The sequence below is a fragment of the Janthinobacterium lyxosi genome, from assembly GCF_051380665.1.
In the GTDB taxonomy this organism is placed as follows: Bacteria; Pseudomonadota; Gammaproteobacteria; order Burkholderiales; family Burkholderiaceae_D; genus Janthinobacterium.
Map to the genome: position 1 here is coordinate 158518 of NZ_JBNYXM010000010.1, position 19501 is coordinate 178018.

At 63.3% G+C, this 19501-nt stretch carries 13 protein-coding genes and 2 pseudogenes; 9 read left to right on the forward strand and 6 right to left on the reverse strand.

From position 1 onward, the window contains the following. Nucleotides 1-9: 9 nt before the first annotated feature. The 6 genes from hutH to ada form a co-directional block, all read right to left on the reverse strand. A complete protein-coding gene (gene hutH, locus ACQ4WP_RS13055; RefSeq protein WP_436521206.1) occupies nt 10-1569 on the reverse strand; it encodes a histidine ammonia-lyase in 1560 nt (519 codons plus the stop codon). A 19-nt stretch (nt 1570-1588) separates the two neighbouring features. After that, a complete protein-coding gene (gene hutU, locus ACQ4WP_RS13060) occupies nt 1589-3292 on the reverse strand; it encodes a urocanate hydratase (RefSeq protein WP_099409123.1) in 1704 nt (567 codons plus the stop codon). 130 nt (nt 3293-3422) lie between these two features. Then, nucleotides 3423-5102: an amidohydrolase gene (locus ACQ4WP_RS13065; protein ID WP_436521209.1), complete on the reverse strand. Its 1680-nt coding sequence runs from the start codon at nt 5100-5102 to the stop codon at nt 3423-3425. A gap of 188 nt (nt 5103-5290) precedes the next feature. Further along, entirely contained in the window at nt 5291-6967 is a 1677-nt protein-coding gene (locus ACQ4WP_RS13070) for a mechanosensitive ion channel family protein (RefSeq protein ID WP_436521211.1), read from the reverse strand. Between the two features lie 74 nt (nt 6968-7041). Next, entirely contained in the window at nt 7042-7731 is a 690-nt protein-coding gene (locus ACQ4WP_RS13075; protein ID WP_436521213.1) for a 2OG-Fe(II) oxygenase, read from the reverse strand. Next, a complete protein-coding gene (gene ada, locus ACQ4WP_RS13080) occupies nt 7728-8783 on the reverse strand; it encodes a bifunctional DNA-binding transcriptional regulator/O6-methylguanine-DNA methyltransferase Ada (RefSeq protein WP_436521215.1) in 1056 nt (351 codons plus the stop codon). Before ada ends, ACQ4WP_RS13075 begins: the two co-directional genes overlap by 4 nt. A gap of 182 nt (nt 8784-8965) precedes the next feature. Between ada and hutC the strand changes: the two genes are divergently transcribed. The 9 genes and pseudogenes from hutC to ACQ4WP_RS13125 all read left to right on the forward strand — a co-directional run. Continuing rightward, complete coding sequence (hutC, locus tag ACQ4WP_RS13085) at nt 8966-9685, forward strand: histidine utilization transcriptional repressor HutC (protein ID WP_077408630.1); 720 nt, start codon at nt 8966-8968, stop codon at nt 9683-9685. 330 nt (nt 9686-10015) lie between these two features. Beyond that, nucleotides 10016-13348: a PAS domain-containing hybrid sensor histidine kinase/response regulator gene (locus ACQ4WP_RS13090; protein WP_436521217.1), complete on the forward strand. Its 3333-nt coding sequence runs from the start codon at nt 10016-10018 to the stop codon at nt 13346-13348. Nucleotides 13349-13418: 70 nt separating this feature from the next. Beyond that, nucleotides 13419-13877 carry a response regulator gene (locus ACQ4WP_RS13095; RefSeq protein WP_436521219.1) on the forward strand — a complete coding sequence of 153 codons (459 nt, stop codon included), beginning with the start codon at nt 13419-13421 and terminating at the stop codon, nt 13875-13877. Nucleotides 13878-14180: 303 nt separating this feature from the next. Next, on the forward strand, nt 14181-14507 hold the full coding sequence (gene trxA / locus ACQ4WP_RS13100; RefSeq protein WP_436508924.1) for a thioredoxin TrxA: 327 nt from the start codon (nt 14181-14183) through the stop codon (nt 14505-14507). Between the two features lie 156 nt (nt 14508-14663). Then, nucleotides 14664-15926 (forward strand): transcription termination factor Rho, encoded by a 1263-nt coding sequence (gene rho, locus ACQ4WP_RS13105; protein ID WP_034746249.1) that lies wholly within the window; start codon nt 14664-14666, stop codon nt 15924-15926. Nucleotides 15927-16140: 214 nt separating this feature from the next. Then, nucleotides 16141-16410: a type B 50S ribosomal protein L31 gene (locus ACQ4WP_RS13110; RefSeq protein WP_010401544.1), complete on the forward strand. Its 270-nt coding sequence runs from the start codon at nt 16141-16143 to the stop codon at nt 16408-16410. 152 nt (nt 16411-16562) lie between these two features. Next, nucleotides 16563-18287: an ArnT family glycosyltransferase gene (locus tag ACQ4WP_RS13115; RefSeq protein WP_436521222.1), complete on the forward strand. Its 1725-nt coding sequence runs from the start codon at nt 16563-16565 to the stop codon at nt 18285-18287. Nucleotides 18288-18482: 195 nt separating this feature from the next. After that, nucleotides 18483-19301, forward strand: a pseudogene (locus ACQ4WP_RS13120) (choice-of-anchor A family protein); the annotation flags it as partial. Nucleotides 19302-19367: 66 nt separating this feature from the next. After that, nucleotides 19368-19460: pseudogene (locus ACQ4WP_RS13125) on the forward strand (PEP-CTERM sorting domain-containing protein); the annotation flags it as partial. Nucleotides 19461-19501 lie beyond the last annotated feature (41 nt).

The window sequence follows — 19501 nt, forward strand, 5'->3', positions numbered from 1 at the left end:
TGCGCCTGTTCAAGCGTACAGCGGGGCGAACAAATTCTTGCAAGTGCTGCTCAATTCACCGCGCAAGACCATCTGCTTGGCCGCTTCGATATCGGGCGCGAAGAAGCGGTCGGCGTCGAAGAACGGCACCTTCTGGCGCAACTGGTGATGCACGTGCTCCAGGTGCGGCGAGGTTTTCAGCGGGCGGTGGAAATCGATGCCCTGCGCGGCGGCCAGCAGCTCGATGCCGACGATGACTGCAGTGTTGTGCGCCATGTCGTCCAGGCGGCGCCCGGCAAACGTGGCCATGCTCACGTGGTCTTCCTGGTTGGCGGACGTCGGCAGGCTGTCGACGCTGGCCGGATGCGCAAGCGACTTGTTTTCCGACGCCAGCGCGGCAGCCGTCACGTGGGCGATCATGAAGCCGGAATTAACGCCGGGGTCGCGCACCAGGAACGGTGGCAAGCCGGAAAGCGTGGCGTCGATCAGCAGCGCGATGCGGCGCTCGGCCAGCGCGCCGATTTCGGCGATCGCCAGCGCCAGGGTGTCGGCGGCAAAGGCCACCGGTTCGGCATGAAAATTGCCGCCCGAGACGATTTCCGCCTGCCCGTCGGGACCATCCTGGAAGATCAGCGGGTTGTCCGTGACTGCATTGGCTTCGATCAGCAGGGTACGCCCCACATTGCCGATCAGGTCCAGGCAGGCGCCCATGACTTGCGGCTGGCAGCGCAGGCTGTACGGGTCTTGCACGCGCTCGTCGCCTTCCAGGTGCGAGGCGCGTATCGCGCTGTGCGCCACCAGTTGGCGGTACATCTGCGCGGCCAGGATTTGCCCCGGCTGTCCGCGCACGGCATGCACGCGCGCATCGAACGGCGAGTCGCTGCCCTTGGCCGCATCGAGCGACAGCGCGCCCGTGACCATGGCCGCTTCCAGCAGGCGCTCGGCCATGAACAAGCCATGCAGCGTCAGCGCGTTCGACACTTGCGTGCCGTTGATCAGCGCCAGGCCCTCTTTTGCCGCCAGCACGACGGGCGCGATGCCCGCCTGCGCCAGTGCCTCGGGGGCAGGCATCAATTCGCCGTTGACGCGCACCTCGCCCACGCCCAGCATGGCCAGGGTCATGTGCGACAGGGGCGCCAGGTCGCCTGAGGCGCCGACGGAACCCTTGGCGGGAATGGCCGGCATGATGCCCGCGTTGTACAGGGCGATCAGGGTATCGACGATCAACGGGCGCACGCCGGAAAAGCCGCGCGCCAGGCTGCCGATCTTCATCAGCATGATCAGGCGCACGACGGCGTCCGACAGCAGCTCGCCCGTGCCGACGGAGTGCGACAGGATCAGGTTGCGCTGCAATTGCTCGAGCTTTTCATCGGGGATGCGCGTCTTGGCGAGCAGGCCGAAGCCCGTGTTGATGCCGTAGGCCGCATCGCCCTTGGCGACGATGGCTTGCACGGCGGCGGCCGACGCCTCGATGACGGGATACGCCTCGGCGGCGAGGATCAGTTTCGCGGGTGCGGCCCAGACGGCGCGCAGGTCGGCCAGGGTCATCGCGCCCGGTTTCAGGGTCCAACTTTTGGCATGCTGTGTCATAGTCATTCGAGTCAAGGTCTCAAGGAAGCATTGGAAGAATCAGGCCGTTGCGCTTGGCGCAGGCGGCCGCTGTTTCATAGCCGGCATCGGCATGGCGCATCACGCCCGAGCCGCTGTCGTTAACCAGCACGCGCGCCAGGCGTTTCGCCGCGCTGTCCGTGCCGTCGGCCACGATGACCATGCCCGCATGCTGAGAATACCCCATTCCCACGCCGCCTCCATGGTGCAGCGAAACCCAGGTGGCGCCGCCGGCCGTGTTCAGCATGGCGTTGAGCAGTGGCCAGTCGGAGACGGCGTCCGTGCCGTCCTTCATGCTTTCCGTCTCGCGGTTCGGGCTGGCGACGGACCCCGTATCGAGGTGGTCGCGGCCGATGACGATGGGCGCCTTCAGTTCGCCCGTGCGCACCATCTCGTTGAAGGCCAGGCCGGCGATATGGCGCTCGCCCAGTCCCAGCCAGCAGATGCGCGCCGGCAGGCCCTGGAAGGCGATGCGCTCGCGCGCCATGTCCAGCCAGTGGTGCACCTGCTTGTGGTGCGGGAACAGCTCCTTGATCTTCGCATCCGTTTTATAGATGTCTTCCGGGTCGCCCGACAGGGCCACCCAGCGGAACGGGCCCCGCCCTTCGCAAAATTGCGGGCGTATGTAGGCGGGCACGAAACCGGGGAAGTCGAAGGCATTTTGTACGCCCTGGTCGAACGCCACCTGGCGGATGTTGTTGCCGTAATCGACAGTGTGCACGCCCATGGCGTGGAAATCGAGCATGGCTTGCACATGGGCGGCGCAGGAATCGGCGGCCGCCACCGTCAGGCGCGCATGGCGCTGCGGGTCCTGCTGCGCCGCCTTCCAGTCCGACACGCTCCAGCCGCGCGGCAGATAGCCGTTGACCAAGTCGTGCGCGGAGGTCTGGTCCGTCACCAGGTCCGGCACAAGGCCGCCCGCTTTCGCGCGGCGCACCAGTTCCGGCAGCACTTCGGCCGCGTTGCCCAGAAGGCCAATGGAAATGGCTTCCTTGCGCTCCGTGTGGTACTTGACCAGTTCCAGGGCTTCGTCCAGGCTGGCCGCCTGCTTGTCCAGGTAGCGCGTGCGCAAACGGAAGTCGATGCTGCTTTGCTGGCATTCGATATTGAGCGAGACAGCGCCCGCCATGGTGGCGGCCAGCGGCTGCGCGCCGCCCATGCCACCCAGGCCCGCCGTCAAAATCCAGCGCCCGCCCCAGTCGCCGCCAAAATGCTGGCGTCCGGCCTCGGCGAAGGTTTCATACGTGCCCTGCACGATGCCCTGCGTGCCGATGTAAATCCAGCTGCCGGCCGTCATCTGGCCGTACATGAACAGGCCTTGCCGATCGAGTTCGTTGAAGTGTTCCCAGTTGGCCCATTTCGGCACCAGGTTGGAGTTGGCGATCAGCACGCGCGGCGCGTCCGCGTGCGTCTGGAAGACTCCCACCGGCTTGCCGGACTGGATCAGCAGGGTCTGGTCATCTTCCAGCTCGCGCAGCGAGGCGAGGATCTGGTCGAAGCAGGCCCAGTTGCGGGCCGCGCGGCCGATGCCGCCGTAGACGACCAGGTGCTGCGGATTTTCCGCCACTTCCGGGTCCAGGTTGTTTTGCAACATGCGGTAGGCCGCTTCGGCCTGCCAACTCTTGCAAGCCATGACCGTGCCGCGCGGGGCGCGGATGGTACGGCTGGCATCAAAGCGTGGATCGGTGTCCATTGTGCTGTTCATGCTGTCTCCTCGTAGGGTGCGAGCGGGCATACTTGGCCCGGTACTTGGCCCGCTCTGATACTCCCAGCATAGGTTGTCTATACAACCAAGTCAACAGGTTTTTGCAAGCGATTTTGCCAACCTCCACCGCCTATTTTTTCTCGAACACGCGCCGGCCCGCCACCCACGTCTGCAGCACCTGCGTCTTGCCGATGGCGGTCGGCGCCACCTTGAACAGATCCTGGTCGACAACGATGAAGTCCGCCCATTTTCCCGCTTCCAAGGTGCCGATGACCGTTTCCTGGTGCGCCGCCCAGGCCGCGTCCAGCGTGAAGCAGCGCAGCGCCTCGCTCACCGTCATGGCTTGCTGCGGATACCAGCCGCCGGCCGGGAATCCTTCGCTATTTTGCCGCGTGACGGCCGCGTGGATGCCCTCGAACGGATTCGGCGACTCGATGGGGAAGTCCGATCCGCAGGCGATGCGCGAACCCTGCTTGAGGAAGGTGCGCCACGCATAAGCGCCCTTGATGCGCTCGTGGCCCACGCGCTGCTCCGCCATGTTCTGGTCGGACGTGGCGTGCGTGGGCTGCATCGACGGCACGATGCCCAAGGTCTTGAAGCGGGGAATATCGGACAGCTGCACCACCTGCGCATGCTCCATGCGGTGGCGCAGGCCCACGCTGCGGTATTGCGCGGTCAAGGCTTGGTAGCCGTCGAGAATCTGATGGTTGCCCGCGTCGCCGATGGCGTGCACATTCACCTGGTAGCCGGCGCGCATGGCTTTTTCCATCTTCGCGCGCATGGCGCCGTCCGGGTAGAACAGCAGGCCGCTGGTGGTCGGATCGTCGCTGTACGGCGCCAGCAGGGCCGCGCCGCGGCTGCCCAGGGCGCCGTCAGACAACAGTTTGACAGCGCGCAAGGCGTACATGTCGCGCGCGTAGCTGTTCAGGGGACCATTTTTTGACAGCGCGTCGAAATCTTCCGTGGTGTCGGCAATCATGCCGTACACGCGCACCGTCAGCTTGCCGTGGTCCGCATAGTCGCGGAACAGCCGGTCCTGCATCTGACCGATGCCCGCATCGTGCACGCTGGTCAGGCCCACTTGCGACAGCTGCGCCAGCGCGCCATCGAGGGCGGCGCGGTTTTCCACGTCGCCCGGCTTGGGCAGCACGGCATCCATCAAGTCCATGGCGTTATCGACCAGCACGCCGGTGGCATTGCCATCCGCATCCCGTTCGATCTTGCCGCCTGCGGGGTCTTGTGTGGCGCGCGTGATGCCGGCCAGCGCCAACGCGCGGCTGTTGGCCCAGCCAGCGTGGCCATCGACCCGGCGCAGCCACACGGGGCGCGCGCTTTCGGCCGCATCGAGTTCTGCCGCCGTGGGAAAGCGGCCCAGCTTCCAGATTTCCTGGTTCCAGCCATTGCCGATCACCCAGCTGCGTTCCGGATGCGCACGGGCGAAGTCGCCCACGGCCTGCACGGCGGCCGGCAGCGATGCGGAACCGTACAGCATCACGCCGCTGGCAATCGTCCCCAGGCCGAACACGTGGCCATGCGCGTCGATCAGGCCAGGCAGCACGGTTTTCCCCTGCACGTCGACATGGGTGGCGCCTTTCGCTGCCTTGCGCTTTACCTGCGCGGCGCTGCCGACGGCGAGCAGCTTGCCCGCGTCGTCAAACGCCAGCGCCGTGAAGCGCAGCACCTTGCCCGCCGCGTCGAGCGTGTAGCCGTTGGCATTGTCGATGACCGTGTCGGCACGGGCGTAGGCGTGGGTCAGGGTGCCCAGGCAGGCGAGAACAAGCAGGGTACGGCGCAATTGCGGGGTCGGCATTTCCATCTCCAGGTCTTTTAAGTCAATGAACGAAAAGACGAGTGTATAGAAATTGGCAAAATGGTCAATCAGGCAGCAGAAGTTTGCCGCAGCATCAGCCAGTAGTCGCAAACAGTGACGGCTTCCGCATAGCGCCCCGCCTGCACGAAGCCCAGGTGGCCATAGAACGGCCAGGAATCACGCGGCGTTCAAGGCTTGGCCGCAGGCACTTGGCTCGATTCCTCGGCCCGCTTCGCCGGCGCCCGGAACCATTCACCGGGCGGCACCACGTGCGATTCTTTCGGGTCGTCAATATAATGCGGCGAAGTGATCTGCACGTCGAATTCGTTGAAGACGTCGATGATGTTCTGGTGCAAGCGGTTCAGCACTTCGGCGCGCTGGCGGGGGACTTCGGCGCTGGCGTAGGCGACCAGGCGGTATTGCACGTAGTAATCTTGCAGGGCCAGCTGCATCACGTACGGTTTCGGCGTGGTCGACAGTTCTGTCGTGCGCGACGCGGCCAGTTCCAGCATGGCGTGCACTTGCCGCCATGGCGTGGCGTAGCCGATGGTGACGGTGGAGTCGAGCACGAAGCCGCCGCCGGGTTGGGCGCGCGAATAGTTCTTCGTCGTTTGCGACATCACCCAGGCGTTCGGCAAGGCCACTTCTTCACCCAGGCCCGTGCGCAGGCGCGTCTCGAACATGCCCACATCGACCACCGTGCCTTCGCTATCGCCCACGCGCACATATTCTCCCTTGCGCAAGGCGCGCGTGTACATCAGGATCAGGCCGCTGGCGCCCTGGCCCACGATGCTCGACGCGCCGATCGACACCATCAGGCCCACCAGCACGGACAGGCCCTGGAAGGCGGCCGTGTGCGAACCGGGCAAATACGGATACGCCATGGCCAGCGCGAACAGCCAGATCACCACGCTGGCGATGCGGCGCGTGGGCAGGGCCGTGTCCTTGTCGAGCCAGCCGATTTGCAATTCTCCGCTTTCCACGCGCTTGAACAGCGAGGCGGCCGTGGCGGCGATCAGGCGCGCGATGGCGAAGATCACGCACACCAGCACCAGCCCCGGCAAGGCGCCGATGATGGCGTGGAAGACGTCGGCCGCCACGTCGAACAGGTAACCGTTCAGGCTTTCGCCCCAGGCACGCGTGTAGGGCAGGCGGCCCAGCACGAAGGCAGCCCACAGATACGTGGCCATCAGGCGCAAGCCCCACAGCACGGCGCTGAGCAATTGGTAGGCAAAGGCGATGTAGTGCTCGGCGTCGAGCACGCGCACGTTTTTCAGGCGCACGTCGCGCAGGCGCGAGGCCAGCAAGATGCCGCTGCGGCGCTTGGCCCAGTGGTAAAAGCGTGTCAGGCCCAGCCACACCAGCCAGAACACGAGGGTGGCGGCCGCGCAGACGGCGGCGGCGATCGCCAGGTAGCGCCAGCTGTTCTGTTCGCGGTAATCGAGCAGGGCCTTGCTCAATTCTTCGGCTGCCACCTTGGCCACGCTTTCCGTCGTATCGCCGGCCAGCTGGTTGACGTCGCCAGGCACGACGACGAACAGTTGCACGCCATCGAGCAACACTTGCGTGCCTTCGGGAATCATGCGCGTGCTCGTCTGCATGCGTCCGTTTTTCGCCAGCACGCTTTCCAGGCGGCGCTGCGCGCCGATGGCCCGTTCATCGGGCGGATAGCCGGCCAGCGCGGCGCGGAAGACGAATACCTTGCGGTTGGCAAACATCAACGGTGCCGTCCTGGCCGCGGCGGCTGGCGACGGCGCCATGACGGACGCGGCTTCCGCAACGAGCGCGGGCACGCCATCGTCCGCATGGGCTGCGGGCAACAGGAAAATGGTCAACAGGCATAACAGGCGGAGCAACGCGGACATGGCAGAAATGAAAGAGTGACAAGAAGAGCCATCATGCCATGTAATCCTGGAAACTCAAGCGTCGCAGCTACTCTTCAGCTCGCATCGTGAAAAATGATGCCCAGGGTGTGGCGCAAGCCCGAACGCAGGCGCGACACGCCGTGGCGCATGTTGACGCGGTAGCTGCCGCGCGTGCCGTTGACGGGGCGCTGCGCGACGGGAAAGAGGACGGCGTCGCCCTGCGCCAGCGGCACGACCTCCAGGCGCGACTGCATGCGCGGGCGCTGCTCCGTCAGCACGAATTCGCCGCCCGTGAAATCGTCTTGCGGGCGCGACAGCAGCACGGCCAGTTGCAGCGGAAACACGTGCTCGCCATACAAGTCCTGGTGCAGGCAGTTGTAATCGCCTTCGCGGTAGCGCAGTAGCAGAGGCGTGGGTCGGGTTTGCCCGGCGGCATGGCAGCGCGCGAGGAAATCCCCATGCGCCACGGGAAAGCGGCTATCGAGGCCCATGGCAGCGTGCCAGCGGTTGGCGATGGCCGCCAGCGGGCCGTACAGCTGTTCGCGCAAGGCGGCCACGATGTCGGGCAGCGGATAGGCCCAGTACTGGTACTCGCCCTGTCCAAAACCATGGCGCTGCATCACTACCTTGCTGCGAAAACGCGCTGCATCGTCATACTGCGCCGCCAGCGCCGCGCAGGCATCCGCACTCAGCAAGCCAGGCACGACGGCGCAGCCATGCGCATTCAGCGCATCCTCGATCTGGCGCCAGTCCAGCGTCCTCACCGTTCCCCCTCGCGCTCCAGCAGCGCCTGCTTGCGCTCCACGCCCCAGCGGTAGCCGGACAGCGCGCCATCGTTGCGCACCACCCTGTGGCAGGGAATGGCGACGGCCAGGGCATTGGCGGCGCAGGCGCCCGCCACGGCGCGCGCGCCTTGCGGGGCGCCGATGCGCCGCGCCAGCTCGGCATAGCTGACCGTGCTGCCGGCGGGAATCTCGCGCAAGGCTTGCCACACGCGCTGCTGGAACACGGTGCCGCGCACGTCGAGCGGCAAGTCCAGGCCGATCGCGGGTGCCTCGACCAGGCCCACCACCTGCGCCACCGTCTGTTCGTATTCGGCTTCCGCGCCACGCAGTTCGGCTTGCGGAAAACGGTCCTGCAAGTCGCGCAGCAGCACTTCCGGGTCATCATCGATCAAAATGGCGCAAATGCCCTTGTCCGTGCTGGCCACCAGGATGGCGCCCAGCGAACAGGCGCCGATGGCGAAACGGATCACGGCGCCGCTGCCGCCGGCGCGAAACGCGCCCGGCGTCATGCCCAGCAAACCCGGCGTGGCGGCGTACAGGCGGCCGCTGGAATTGAAACCGGCCGCGTACAGGGTCTCGGTGACGTTCGCCGCGCCCTGCAAGCCGGCCTTCAGGCGCTCGCCGCGCCGCGCCGCCGCATAGGCTTTCGGCGTAATGCCCGTGTGCGCCTTGAAGACGCGGTGAAAGTGAAAGCGGCTCATGCCGGCGGCCCTAGCAAGGCTGTCCAGCTCAGGCAGCTCGTCGCTGGCATCGATCAAACGGCAGATATCGGCCACGATGGCCGCCTGGCGCTGGGCCAGCGGCGGCAAGTTGGGCTTGCAGCGCAGGCAGGGACGAAAGCCGGCCGCTTCCGCTTGCTCGCAGCTGACGTGGAAAGCCACGTTGCCGCGCAAGGCGGCGCGCGCCGCGCAGGAAGGACGGCAATACACACCCGTCGTGCGCACCGAGTAATAAAAAACGCCGTCGGCGTCGGGCGCGCGCCGCTGCAGGGCATCCCAGCGTTCATCGTCGGTCAGGTAAGCGTGTTCCATGGCGAACTCCGTACAGGTCAATAGTAAGTCGCCAGCATAGCCAGCGCCAATGGGCGCCGCACTCCGGTGCTTGCTTTTGAATTCAAAAAAAAGCCTGGCGGCAGGCATCGTGCTCGGTGCTAAAATCGGCCATCGCGCCTCCAGCCGGCGGCGCGCCCTGCCCGCGCCCCGGAGAAACCGCATTGGACGATCATACTACCCAGGAAAATACGCCCATTTTCCAGCGCATCAAGGATTTTCTGCTGGCTGGCATCGCTGCCGGACGCTGGAAGGAAGGCGACGTGATTCCCTCCGAGCAAGCATTGGTGAAGCAATTCGGCGTCTCGCGCATGACGGTCAACCGCGCCGTGCGCGAACTGACCAGCGAGCAGGTGCTGACGCGGCGCCAGGGTTCCGGCACCTATGTGGCGCAGCAAAAATACCAGGCGACCTTGTTGGAAATCAAGAGTATCGCCGATGAAGTGCGCGCGCGCGGGCATATCCACCGCAGCAGCTTGCAATTGCTCGAACGCACCAAGGCGTCCGATTTGCTGGCCAAGCAATTCGGCTTGCCGCCGGAACACCCGCTGTTTCATTCGCTGATCGTGCATTTTGAAAACGGCGTGCCGATCCAGGTGGAAGACCGCTGGGTCAATCCCGAGTGCGCGCCCGACTACATGACGCAGGATTTTTCCAGCATCACGCCGAACGAATACCTGATGGCTGCCGCCCCCTTGCAAGGCGCCACCTACAGTATTGAAGCGCTGTCGGCACCGCGCGACATCGCCGAAATGCTGGCCATCGACACCAAACAGCCTTGCCTGGTGCTGCGCCGCCAGACACGCTCGGGCGGCAAGATCGCCTCGATCGCCACCATGTGGCATCCAGGACACCGCTATCAGTTCGCCGGCAGCTTCACGTAGGACCAATGCCGCAATTGAGTAGCACGATTTCGCGCAAACTTTCTCACGAATTCTCACCAAATCGCGAAAAAAACAGCCATTCCGGGGCAAAAAAAATTCCGTTTTGGCCGTTTCAGAACTTAAATACTCCGACTAAATATTCGATGCTATAGTTGCCGCCAGAAAGCGCCGCAGGCGTTTATATGAGCGCGTCTCATGCACTGCCAGCCCAGTCCAATCACGCCCCAGAAAGGGATGCATTTGTCGTATTGCAGCCACACGAGTTTCAGCGCACCACGCCGACGGCGCCCTGCGCTGCGCCGGCTCGCTCGTACGATGCTGGTGGCAGGCATGGCACTCTCCCTGCCGGTGCAGGCGGCGGCGCACGGCATGGCGCCGACATCGCTGTGGCCGTACGCTGCCGCCAGCGCCACCGCCCTGGCGGGACTGGCTTGCTGGCAAGCCTGGCGGCTGCGGCAACAGTTGCGCCGCCTGCTCCTGCCCGCGCAGGCCCTGGCCGAACAGGATGCCGGGCGAGCCTTGCGCGGCGCCGCCCTGGCTGGCTGGACCTGGCGCCGCCAGTCCGACCGGCTGCAATTCGCGCCCCAGTACCAGGACGTGCTGGGCGACAAGAGCGCCAGGCTCGAGCATGCACTATCCGACTGGCTGGCCGAAGTGCACCGGGATGACCGCGCGCGCCTGAGTCTTGCATTTCGCCAGCAGCTAGACGGCCAGGCGCCCGGCACCTTCAATTGCGAATTCCGTTTGCGCCACAGCGACGGCCACTGGCGCTGGCTGCTGGCACGCGGCGCCGTGCTGTCGCGTGCCTCGGATGGCGCCGCCACGCAGGCCAGCGGCATCGTCTGCGATATCAGCGAACGCAAGCAGGACGAGCAATCGCGCATGCGTTCGATGCTGGAAGCGGCACCCGAAGCCATGCTGGTGGCCGATGTCGAGGGCAAGGTGCATTACGCGAATCAGATCGGCGCACGCTGTTTCGGCTATCCGCTGGCCGAATTGACGGGCATGTCGCTGGAACAACTGGTACCGGAAAGCACGGCCAGCCACTCCGTGGGCGACCCGCAAGCGCGGCACAGCCTGCCGGGCCGGGTGATGCTGGCGCGCCGCCGCGACGGTACGCACTTCCCCGCCAAGGTCAGCCTGTCGCCGCTGCGCATGGCCGGGCAAGTATTTTCCATCGTCTCGCTGCGCGACATGACGCAGCGCCAGCGCGCCGAAGAAGCCTTGCACGCCAGTTCGGAGCGCTACCGCCTGATCGTGCAGACGGCTGCCGAAGGCATCTGGATGACGGATGCGGACGGCAAAACCACCTTCGTCAACCCGAAGATGGCGCACATGCTCGGCTATACGGTGCAGGAAATGCTGAACCGTCCCATGCTCGACTTCATGGACCGCGACAGCCAGTTGCTGATGCAGCGCCGCCTGGCCAGCCACGGCAGCTTCGCCAGCCAGCCGGACCAGGTTGACTTCCGCTTCTTCCGCAAGGACTTGTCCAGCCTGTGGGGCTTGCTGTCGAGCACCAGTATTCAATCGGACAACGGCGAGCCGGGCGGCACGCTGGCCATGATTACCGACATCACGGAACGGCGCCAGGCGTCGATCGCGCTGTCGAATTCCAGCCAGCGCATGGCCTCCGTGTTTGGCGCCGTCACCAACGGCCTGGTGGTGCAGGACAGCCACGGTCACATACTGGAAAGCAACGCCGCAGCCGAGCGCATGCTGGCGGCCAGTCCGGCCAGTCAGGCCAACCGCAGCCTGTGGCAAGCCATCCGCGAAGACGGTTCCGCCTTCGACCAGCGCAGCCATCCCGTACACATCACCCTGTCGACGGGTGTCGCCATGCGCGACGTGCTGATGGGCGTGCAGCAGCCCGACGGTAGCCTGTCGTGGCTGTCTGTAAATACCGAGGCCATCCGCGATGAGTATGGCAAGGTCGGCATGGTGGTGGCCAGCCTGACGGACATCACATATCACAAGCGCAGCGAGAGCGCCTTGCGCGAACTCAATGAACATCTGGAAGAGCGCGTGGCGCAGCGCACGGAGCAGCTCGACCAGGCCAAGCAGGTGGCCGAAGAAGCGAGCCTGGCGAAGGGACAATTCCTCGCCAACATGAGCCATGAAATCCGCACGCCGATGAATGGCGTGATCGGCATGGCGTATCTGGCCCTGAAGACGGACCTGGAACCGCGCCAGCGCGACTACCTGGAAAAAATCCGCTTTGCCGGCGAGCACCTGCTGGGCATCATCGACGATATCCTCGACATCTCGAAGATCGAGGCGGGCAAGCTGGAAATCGAGCGCGTCAACTTCAATTTCGACCACGTGGTGCAAACCCTGATGACGGTGGTGGCGCCGCGCGCCGCCGGGAAGAACCTGGAACTGCTGTTCGAAATCGACCCGCAATTGCCGGCCGTGCTGGTGGGCGACCCGCTGCGCCTGGGGCAAGTACTGATCAACTACGCCAATAACGCCATCAAGTTCAGCGAACAGGGCAGCATTACCGTGAAAGTGCGCAGGGTGGTGGCGGACGCCAAGCACTGCCTGGTGCGCTTCGAAGTGTGCGACCACGGCATCGGCCTGTCGCAGAATGAAATGAGTAAATTGTTCCAGTCCTTCCAGCAAGCCGACACCTCCACCACGCGCGAATATGGCGGCACGGGCCTGGGCCTGGCCATCTGCAAGCAGCTGGCGCAGCTGATGGGCGGCGACGTGGGCGTCGACAGCCGTCCCGGTGCCGGCAGCACCTTCTGGTTCACGGCCAACCTGGGCATTTCCGACCAGGCCGCGCCCGCCATGCTCGACAGCATGGTACAGACGGCAGCGGCCATGCGCGCCAGCGCCGACGCGGCCCTGGTGATGCACACGCTCAAGCATGCGCGCATCCTGCTGGTGGAAGACAATACCTTCAACCAGCAAGTGGCGCTGGAATTGCTGGAGGAAGCAGGCGCCTCCGTCTGCCTGGCCAACAATGGCGAAGAGGCGCTCGACCTGCTGCGCCAGACCCAGTTCGACTGCGTGCTGATGGACGTGCAGATGCCGCTGATGGATGGCTTGCAAGCCACGCGCCACATCCGCGCCGACCCGCAACTGGCGCATCTGCGCGTGCTGGCCATGACGGCCACTGCCACCAGCGAAGACCGCGTGCGCTGCCTGGAAGCGGGCATGGACGATTTCATTTCCAAGCCCATCCAGCCGGCCATGATGTACCAGACCATCGCCAGCTGGCTGCCGGCGCGCGAGACGCCACCACCACCCGCGCGCGGCCGCGCCGCCCCCGCCTTCAAGACCACCCTGGCGGGCGACCCGCAGGTGATCGACCTGTCCATCCTGGCCAAGTTGCTGGGCTACAACCCGGAAAAGGTGCGTAAATTCGCCTTCAAGTTCCTGCAAACCACACAGGATGGCTTTGGCGACATCGACGCGGCCCTGGCGCGCGGCGACGTGCACCAGGTGCGCGAACTGGGGCACCGCATCAAGTCGTCGGCGCGCACGGTGGGGGCGCTGGGGCTGGCCGAGCTGTGCCACAACCTGGAAACCCTGGCGCCGGGCGAACCGGCCGACGAGGCGGAGCGGGCACAGCGCATCGTCGCGCGCCTGTGGCCCCTGCTGGAACAGATTACCGAACAAATCATGAATAACACCAGCTTTGCCAATGACGATTAGCTATCGCCAAATTGGGTTGCGGCAAGGTATCGGCATCGACAGCGATGCATATCAACAGAAAGACATGACGATGAACACTGTATCAAACCAAGCAAGCCGGGAACACAATGAAGCAGGCCTGGCGCCGTTGCGCGTGCTGCTGCTGGACGACGACGTTTTCATGCTCGACGTGCTCAGCGACATGCTCGAGCAAATGGGCCAGTTCGACATCCGCTGCGAGTCGCACAGCGAACAGGCGCTGGCTGCCCTGAAGCAGCACCAGCCCGACCTGCTGATCTGCGACCTGTCCATGCCCGACATCGACGGCATCGAATTCTTGCGCATGGCGGCTGAAAACGGCTTCCGTGGCGGCGTGGTCCTGCTGTCAGGCCTGCATTCAGCCGTGCGCCTGGCCGCCGAACGTCTGGCCGTGGCCAATGGCCTGCATATATTAGGCACCTTCCGCAAGCCGATGGAAAGCGCGGAATTACAGCTCATGGTGAACTTGCAACTGCAGCACACGGCCCGTCTGGCCAGCGCACAAGCCTGAGCGCGGAGGATGGCCGGGAGGGCGGACACGACGCTGCGGGCCAGCAGGCATGCGGCTTTGCCGCCCTGCGGGCATGCGCGGTGGCGATATGCCTCAAGTTTTTCAGCAATAATCGCCACGCTTTGAAAAAATGGGTTATTATTTCAGCCATCCCCGCCTGCATACCTCTGGTCGCACCTTCCAAGAATATTGAATTCGTGCCCATTGCCCCCATCTGCTAGCTGCATTCCAGGAAGCATGGATGGCGAACCAGCGTATGGTTAATCCCAGGCATTATTGATCCCACCCTCATTTGAGGAAAATATGAGCGAAAATATCAAACACATTAGCGATGCATCTTTTGAAGCAGACGTCCTGAAATCCGAGTTGCCAGTGCTGGTCGACTTCTGGGCAGAATGGTGCGGTCCCTGCAAGGCTATCGCCCCTATCCTGGAAGAAGTGGCCAAGGAATACGACGGCCGCATCCTGATCGCCAAGATGGACGTGGACGCCAACCAGGCAGTGCCTGCCAAGTTCGGCATCCGCGGCATCCCGACCCTGATCCTGTTCAAGGATGGTGTTGCAGCTGCTCAAAAAGTGGGCGCCATGGCCAAGGGCCAGTTGACCGCTTTCGTCGACAGCAACATTTAATGTATGATAGGCAGCGCTGCGCCCGCAGCGCCGCCTGACTGGAACGACCGGGAAGCGGCTTTGCCATCATTCGTGCACAGCCTTCCCCAATAATTAATCAACGCCACGCAGTCCCCTCCCCTACCTTTACATCCCGTCTCGGGACACTCAACACATATGCATTTATCCGAACTAAAGGCCCTACACGTATCCGCCCTGCTTGAGATGGCGATCGGTCTTGACATTGACAACGCAGCCCGCTTGCGCAAACAGGAGCTGATGTTCGCTATCCTGAAAAAACGCGCCAAGTCCGGCGAACAGATTTTTGGCGACGGCGCCCTGGAAGTGCTGCCTGACGGCTTCGGCTTCCTGCGCTCGCCTGACGCCAGCTACATGGCGTCCACCGACGACATTTACATCTCTCCTTCGCAGATCCGCCGCTTCAATCTGCACACCGGCGATTCGATCGAGGGCGAGGTACGGACCCCGAAAGATGGCGAACGCTATTTCGCATTGGTCAAAGTCGACAAGGTCAACGGCGAATCGCCGGAGATGTCGAAACACCGCATTCTGTTTGAAAACCTGACGCCGCTGCACCCGAACGAGCCGCTGCGCCTGGAACGTGAAATGAATGGCCAGGAAAACATCACCGGCCGCATCATCGACCTGATCGCCCCGATCGGCAAAGGCCAGCGCGGCTTGCTGGTGGCATCGCCGAAATCCGGTAAATCCGTGATCCTGCAGCACATCGCGCATGCGATCACGGCCAATCACCCGGATATCACACTGATCGTGCTGCTGATCGACGAACGTCCGGAAGAAGTTACCGAAATGCAACGTTCGGTACGCGGCGAAGTGGTCGCCTCGACCTTCGACGAGCCGGCCACGCGCCACGTGCAAGTGGCCGAGATGGTGCTGGAAAAAGCCAAGCGCCTGGTCGAAATGAAAAAAGACGTGGTGATCCTGCTCGACTCGATCACCCGCCTGGCACGCGCCTACAACACCGTCATCCCTGCCTCGGGCAAGGTACTGACCGGTGGTGTCGACGCGAACGCGCTGCAACGTCCAAAACGCTTCTTCGGCGCCGCGCGCAATATCGAAGAAGGCGGCTCGCTGACCATCATCGCCACGGCGCTGATCGAAACGGGTTCGCGCATGGATGACGTGATCTTTGAAGAATTCAAGGGTACCGGCAACATGGAAGTGCATCTGGAACGCCGCCTGGCCGAGAAACGTGTCTATCCGGCAATTAACCTGAACAAATCGGGTACCCGCCGCGAAGAACTGCTGATCAAGCCGAACGAGCTGCAAAAAATCTGGATCCTGCGCAAGTTGCTGTACTCGATGGACGAGATCGAGGCGATGGAATTCATTCTGGACAAGATGAAGGCGACCAAAAACAACGCCGAATTCTTCGACATGATGAGACGCGGTGGCTGATTTTCGGGGTCAGACCCGACGGGTCTGACCCCGGCCCTCCGTTGATCATCATGCGAAAGCCGCTCCCTGAGCGGCTTTTTTATTGCCTGCAGCCGGAAAGCGCTATATAATCGACGGTTGCATTATTTTAACCCCTGGCAAGTGATCGGCAATCGGGTCAAGAAGCAAGACGACCGACGAAGTGCTGTTTGGCTACCAAACTAGAGAGAAGACCATGAAAGTCGATACCCATCCAGAATACCGCGAAGTTGTTTTCCACGATCTGTCGTGCGATTTCAAATTCGTTACCCGCTCGACCATCCAAACCCGCGAAAAAATCACCCACGACGGTAAAGAATACCCACTGGTGAAGATCGAGGTTTCGGCTGAATCGCACCCATTCTTCACGGGCAAGCACAAAATCGTCGATACCGCTGGTCGCGTCGAGAAGTTCCGTCAGAAATTCGGTACCGTTGGTTCGAAAACCGCAGTCGCAGCAGGCTGATTTTTGCCGCTTTGCGGCAAAAAAGGGCAGCTTCGGCTACCAGAGAAAAGGCAGCTACGGCTGCCTTTTTTGTCTTTGGCCGCTTTACTTTATACTCGCGCATACCCGACGCCATTCGTCGCGTCTTGCCAATTTTCTGATACCGACTATCGATGAAGCCAGTCCGCCTTCCCGCCGCTGCCACACTCGCGCTGCCACGATGGGCCTTGTTTGCACTCGGCCTGCTGTACATCCTGCCTGGCCTGATCGGCCGCGAACCGTGGAAGAACGATGATGCCGCCAGTTTCGGCATCATGTGGACCATGGCGCATGGCGGTCTGAACGACTGGCTGTGGCCCAACGTGGCCGGCCTGTCGCTGCCGGATGAAGGCCCGCTGGCCTTCTGGCTGGGCGCCATTTTCATCAAGCTGTTCGGCTGGATCGACGGCGACGTCTTCGGCGCGCGCATGTCGACCATCGGCATCTTCGTCGTCAGCACCCTGTCCGTCTGGTACACCGCCTTCAACCTGGGCCGCCGCAACGATGCCCAGCCCCTGCGCCTGGCCTTCGGCGGCCAACCCGAGCCGGACGATTTCGGCCGCACCCTGGCCGATGCCGCCGTGCTCATCTACCTGGGTTGCCTGGGACTGCTGCAGCACAGCCACGACATCACGGCCGAAGCGCTGTACGTGTCCCTGATGGCCTACCTGCTGTACCGCGCCGTGCGCTATGTGGAAGGCCCGTCCATGCGCAATGCGGCCCTGCTGGGCCTGGCGCTGGGCGGCCTGACCCTCGCGCGCGGCTGGATCACGCCGGCAGCGCTGAGCATCGCCCTGCTGCTGTGCACCGTCTTCCTGCGCCTGCCGCTGCTGCGCAGCATGCGCCACCTGGCGCTGGCGCTCCTGATCGGCGCCGCGCTGACCCTCGTCTGGCTGCTGCCGGGCGAACTTCTGCAGCCCTACGGTCATTCGCCGTTGCAGACGTGGATGGAGTGGAATTGCCGCCAGTTCAGCGCTCCGAGCCTGAAAAGCCTGCAGTATTTCTTGCGTGTCGGCATCTGGTTCTTCTGGCCCGCGTGGCCCTTCGCCGCCTGGGCCGTGTATGCCTGGCGCCGCCAGCACCACGTGCTGCACATCGTCGTGCCGCTGACCTTTGTTGCCATGCTGGCCATCCTGGGCCTGTGCCATCCCGACCCCGACCCGAGCCAGCTGCTGCCGCTGCTGCCGCCGCTGGCCGTAATGGCCGCGTTTGGCTTGCTGACCATGAAACGGGGCGCCATCAACGCCATCGACTGGTTCTCCGTGATGGTACTGACCATCTGCGCCCTCGCGCTGTGGCTGTTCTGGTTCGCCATCCTGACCGGCTGGCCGCCGAAACTGTCGCATAACGCCCTGAAACTCATGCCTGGCTTCAAGCCCGAACTGGACTTGCTGGCCTTTTTCGTGGCCGCCTGCGCCAGCGCGGGCTGGGTGGCGCTGGTGCACTGGCGCATTTCGCGCCAGCCGGCCGTGCTGTGGCGCGCCGTGGTCCTGTCGTCCGGCGGCCTGATCCTGATCTGGGTGCTGATCATGACCTTGTTCCTGCCGCCGCTGAACTACAGCAAAAGCTACGCCAGCGTGGCGCACCAGATTTCCGTTCACCTGCCACCAGGCAGCAAGTGCATCAACAGCAACGTCGGCGCCGCACAGCGCGCCTCGTTCGCGTACTTCGGCCACCTGCCGTTTGCCAGCGTGGGGCAGCAGCAATGCGATGTGTTCTTGTTGCAAGACAGCATCAAGGTTCCCGACAGCAAGGAACAACTGCCCGAGCACCACGGCGCGGACTGGATCAAGCTGTGGGAGGGGCGCCGCCCTACGGATGACGTGGAACGTTTCCGCCTGTACCAGCGCGTCAAATAGCAAAAAAACCGGGCCAGTCCCGGTTTTTTCATGTTCGCAAAGAAAGTCCAAGCAACAGGAAAAGTGTTGCCTTAAAATATAGTTAATTACATAAATTGAACTAAACTTGTTTTTTAGATTATAATGGCTGGCTGCGCGATGGCGGTGTCTTGCTTTCCCGCCCTATTCGTCCCCAAATTCACTATGAGATTGTCCATGAAATTATTTACCACCCGCACCTTGCCGCTGATCAGCGCCGCCCTGTTTGCCCTGTCCTTCAGCGCCTCGGCACAAGCGACCGTGGTCGACCTGGGCGCGGCAAATGGCTATTCGGCCCTGATCTTCGGCAACATCGGCAATCATGCAGCCAGCGGCTTCCACAGCATCGGCGGCCGCCTGGCTGGCGGCGGCGACGTTTACCTGAGCAGCTTTTCGGTGGGCACGAACAACAAGCCAGGCAGCAGCGCGCCATCCATCGTCGCCGGCGGCAACCTGAACATCGGTTCGGGCTCGATCAGCAATGGCGGCGGCAACGGCACAGCCGTGTATGGCGTCAGCAACAACAACGCCAGCCTGAACACGCAACAATGGTTTACTCCAGGCACCTTCAGCAAGGGCAATTCCTCCACCCTGGATTTCTCGGCCGCCAAACAGCAGCTGACCACCCTGTCGAATAACGTGTCCAAACTGCAGCCAACGGGCACCGTGATCATGCAAAACAGCGGCTACACGCTGGTGGGCAACATCAACGCCGACGTGAACATTTTCAACATCGATTCGTCGGCGCTGAACAACCTGACGCTGGACCTGTCGTCGCTGAAAAGCACGGCCCACATCATCATCAACGATAGCGCCAGCACGATCAACCTGACCGGCGGCTACGGCAGCTTCAGCGCTTTTGCCGAGCGCACCCTGTTCAACTTCTCCAACGCCACCAGCACCAGCCTCGATACGGGCATCTGGGGCAGCATCCTGGCGCCACAGAGCGACTTCACAGGGACGGGTCAACTGAACGGCACCCTGGTCGCCAATTCCGTCAGCGCCAAGAATGCATGGAATTCGCAAGTGGCCATCACGGGCGCCGGCTTCAGTGCCGTGACCGTCTCGGCCGTGCCTGAACCAGGCACCTACGCCATGCTGCTGGCCGGCCTGGGTCTGCTGGGCTTCCTGCGCCGCCGCAAACTGGCCGCTTAAGCCATACACCGTTTCAGATAAAACACCGGGCCGCAGCCAGC

Bases quoted from the DNA above. Each gene is read 5' to 3' on its own strand.
- hutH (WP_436521206.1), bottom strand. From the start codon at position 1,569: ATGACACAGCATGCCAAAAGTTGGACCCTGAAACCGGGCGCGATGACC.
- hutU (WP_099409123.1), bottom strand. From the start codon at position 3,292: ATGAACAGCACAATGGACACCGATCCACGCTTTGATGCCAGCCGTACC.
- ACQ4WP_RS13065 (WP_436521209.1), bottom strand. From the start codon at position 5,102: ATGCCGACCCCGCAATTGCGCCGTACCCTGCTTGTTCTCGCCTGCCTG.
- ACQ4WP_RS13070 (WP_436521211.1), bottom strand. From the start codon at position 6,967: ATGTCCGCGTTGCTCCGCCTGTTATGCCTGTTGACCATTTTCCTGTTG.
- ada (WP_436521215.1), bottom strand. From the start codon at position 8,783: ATGGAACACGCTTACCTGACCGACGATGAACGCTGGGATGCCCTGCAG.
- ACQ4WP_RS13090 (WP_436521217.1), top strand. From the start codon at position 10,016: ATGGCACTCTCCCTGCCGGTGCAGGCGGCGGCGCACGGCATGGCGCCG.
- ACQ4WP_RS13095 (WP_436521219.1), top strand. From the start codon at position 13,419: ATGAACACTGTATCAAACCAAGCAAGCCGGGAACACAATGAAGCAGGC.
- trxA (WP_436508924.1), top strand. From the start codon at position 14,181: ATGAGCGAAAATATCAAACACATTAGCGATGCATCTTTTGAAGCAGAC.
- rho (WP_034746249.1), top strand. From the start codon at position 14,664: ATGCATTTATCCGAACTAAAGGCCCTACACGTATCCGCCCTGCTTGAG.
- ACQ4WP_RS13110 (WP_010401544.1), top strand. From the start codon at position 16,141: ATGAAAGTCGATACCCATCCAGAATACCGCGAAGTTGTTTTCCACGAT.
- ACQ4WP_RS13115 (WP_436521222.1), top strand. From the start codon at position 16,563: ATGAAGCCAGTCCGCCTTCCCGCCGCTGCCACACTCGCGCTGCCACGA.